This window comes from Pseudogulbenkiania sp. FW507-F1 (assembly GCF_058781125.1).
The window spans coordinates 1-3,444 of the sequence record NZ_JBYSWM010000056.1; the positions used below are offsets into that span (position 1 = coordinate 1).

At 53.5% G+C, this 3,444-nt stretch carries 2 tRNA genes and 2 rRNA genes (1 of these 4 only partly in view); all 4 read left to right on the forward strand.

Annotation, left to right across the window (positions count from 1 at the left end):
- Positions 1-178 precede the first annotated feature (178 nt).
- A 16S ribosomal RNA gene (locus tag AC3WG5_RS19060) occupies positions 179-1,714 on the forward strand.
- A 92-nt stretch (positions 1,715-1,806) separates the two neighbouring features.
- Positions 1,807-1,883, forward strand: a tRNA-Ile gene (locus AC3WG5_RS19065).
- Between the two features lie 11 nt (positions 1,884-1,894).
- Positions 1,895-1,970 (forward strand) — tRNA-Ala (locus tag AC3WG5_RS19070).
- A 303-nt stretch (positions 1,971-2,273) separates the two neighbouring features.
- A 23S ribosomal RNA gene (locus AC3WG5_RS19075) occupies positions 2,274-3,444 on the forward strand; it runs 1,817 nt beyond the window's last position.
- Together the 16S and 23S rRNA genes with 2 tRNA genes alongside form the textbook arrangement of a ribosomal RNA operon.

Below are 3,444 nucleotides of genomic sequence, written 5' to 3' on the forward strand. Positions count from 1 at the left end.
GGGCGTATAGTTCGCCTCCTCAGCTGACGCAGCGACGGAAACGACGCAGTCAGCACCGCTCTTTAACAAACAGAATAACCGATAGGTGTGAGTGCTCGGCAAAGCCGACACTTGCACTGCAAGACAGGAAATACCTGATATTTCTTTGATCTTGCGTGCCAAAAATTGCTATGAGATTGAACTGAAGAGTTTGATCCTGGCTCAGATTGAACGCTGGCGGCATGCTTTACACATGCAAGTCGAACGGTAACAGGGGCTTCGGCCCGCTGACGAGTGGCGAACGGGTGAGTAATGCGTCGGAACGCACCGAGTAATGGGGGATAACGCAGCGAAAGCTGTGCTAATACCGCATACGCTCCGAGGAGGAAAGCAGGGGATCGTAAGACCTTGCGTTATTCGAGCGGCCGACGTCTGATTAGCTAGTTGGTGGGGTAAAGGCCCACCAAGGCGACGATCAGTAGCGGGTCTGAGAGGATGATCCGCCACACTGGGACTGAGACACGGCCCAGACTCCTACGGGAGGCAGCAGTGGGGAATTTTGGACAATGGGCGCAAGCCTGATCCAGCCATGCCGCGTGTCTGAAGAAGGCCTTCGGGTTGTAAAGGACTTTTGTCCGGGAGCAAATGCCGGTGGCTAATATCCACTGGAGCTGAGAGTACCGGAAGAATAAGCACCGGCTAACTACGTGCCAGCAGCCGCGGTAATACGTAGGGTGCAAGCGTTAATCGGAATTACTGGGCGTAAAGCGTGCGCAGGCGGTTGTGTAAGTCTGATGTGAAAGCCCCGGGCTCAACCTGGGAACGGCATTGGAGACTGCACAGCTAGAGTGCGTCAGAGGGGGGTAGAATTCCACGTGTAGCAGTGAAATGCGTAGAGATGTGGAGGAATACCGATGGCGAAGGCAGCCCCCTGGGATGACACTGACGCTCATGCACGAAAGCGTGGGGAGCAAACAGGATTAGATACCCTGGTAGTCCACGCCCTAAACGATGTCAATTAGCTGTTGGGGGTTTGAATCCTTGGTAGCGTAGCTAACGCGTGAAATTGACCGCCTGGGGAGTACGGCCGCAAGGTTAAAACTCAAAGGAATTGACGGGGACCCGCACAAGCGGTGGATGATGTGGATTAATTCGATGCAACGCGAAAAACCTTACCTGCTCTTGACATGTCCGGAACCTCGCAGAGACGCGAGGGTGCCCGAAAGGGAGCCGGAACACAGGTGCTGCATGGCTGTCGTCAGCTCGTGTCGTGAGATGTTGGGTTAAGTCCCGCAACGAGCGCAACCCTTGTCATTAGTTGCCATCATTTAGTTGGGCACTCTAATGAGACTGCCGGTGACAAACCGGAGGAAGGTGGGGATGACGTCAAGTCCTCATGGCCCTTATGAGCAGGGCTTCACACGTCATACAATGGTCGGTACAGAGGGTCGCCAAGCCGCGAGGTGGAGCCAATCTCATAAAACCGATCGTAGTCCGGATCGCACTCTGCAACTCGAGTGCGTGAAGTCGGAATCGCTAGTAATCGCAGATCAGCATGCTGCGGTGAATACGTTCCCGGGTCTTGTACACACCGCCCGTCACACCATGGGAGTGGGGGATACCAGAAGTGGCTAGGATAACCTTCGGGAGTCCGGTTACCACGGTATGCTTCATGACTGGGGTGAAGTCGTAACAAGGTAGCCGTAGGGGAACCTGCGGCTGGATCACCTCCTTTCTAGAGAAGGGCCGAGTCGAGTACTCACAGCCTATCGGTTATTCGCGTTAAGGGCATAGTTGGTTTGCGAAAGCGAATCGACGAAGGCAACTGGGTTTGTAGCTCAGCTGGTTAGAGCACCGTCTTGATAAGGCGGGGGTCGTTGGTTCGAGTCCAACCAGACCCACCATTTGACCTGTTGGGGGATTAGCTCAGTTGGGAGAGCACCTGCTTTGCAAGCAGGGGGTCGTCGGTTCGATCCCGTCATCCTCCACCACTCGACAGTGCAAACAAAAACGAACTCGATGAGTTTGGTTCTGTTTGCGTTGTTCGCGTGCCGCGCAAGCGGCGCAGCAAAAACGCCCGATCTTTAACAAACTGAAGAAGCCGAATTAACAAGACGGCGAGAAGAAAGAAGCAGTTAAGTCTGCTTTGGACGGATCGTCGACTTTGGGTAATTTGATTGTATCTGTGCCATGTCGCCATATCAAAAGGGGCGGTGTGGTACGTCGCACAAACATTCACTGTCGTGGACGTGCCGGATTGATCGCAAGATCAACCCAGGTTACTGAAATGATAGGGTCAAGCGACTAAGTGCATCTGGTGGATGCCTTGGCGATCACAGGCGATGAAGGACGTGTAAGCCTGCGAAAAGCTTCGGGGAGCTGGCAATAGAGCGATGATCCGGAGATATCCGAATGGGGAAACCCACCTAGCAATAGGTACTCCTTGCTGAACACATAGGCAAGGTAGAGCGAACGCGGAGAACTGAAACATCTAAGTACCCGCAGGAATAGAAATCAACCGAGATTCCGTCAGTAGTGGCGAGCGAACGCGGAACAGCCTGTACGTGTTATGGATTGTGTTAGTGGAAGGCCCTGGAAATGGCCGCCATAGTGGGTGATAGCCCCGTACACGAAAACGCATTCCAAGGACTAGGCGTACGAGAAGTAGGGCGGGACACGCGAAATCCTGTCTGAAGATGGGGGGACCATCCTCCAAGGCTAAATACTCGTGATCGACCGATAGTGAACCAGTACCGTGAGGGAAAGGCGAAAAGAACCCCGGGAGGGGAGTGAAATAGAACCTGAAACCGGATGCATACAAACAGTGGGAGCCTCGCAAGGGGTGACTGCGTACCTTTTGTATAATGGGTCAGCGACTTACGTTCAGTAGCGAGCTTAACCGAATAGGGGAGGCGTAGGGAAACCGAGTCCGAATAGGGCGCTTTAGTTGCTGGGCGTAGACCCGAAACCGAGTGATCTATCCATGGCCAGGATGAAGGTGCGGTAACACGCACTGGAGGTCCGAACCCACTAGTGTTGCAAAACTAGGGGATGAGCTGTGGATAGGGGTGAAAGGCTAAACAAACTCGGAGATAGCTGGTTCTCCCCGAAAACTATTTAGGTAGTGCCTCATGTATCACTTCCGGGGGTAAAGCACTGTTATGGCTAGGGGGTCATTGCGATTTACCAAACCATGGCAAACTCTGAATACCGGAAAGTGCGAGCATGGGAGACAGACGGTGGGTGCTAACGTCCATCGTCAAGAGGGAAACAACCCAGACCGCCGGCTAAGGTCCCAAATGATCAGTTAAGTGGTAAACGAAGTGGGAAGGCCTAGACAGCCAGGATGTTGGCTTAGAAGCAGCCATCATTTAAAGAAAGCGTAATAGCTCACTGGTCGAGTCGTCCTGCGCGGAAGATGTAACGGGGCTCAAACTGATAACCGAAGCCGCGGATTTGCACGCA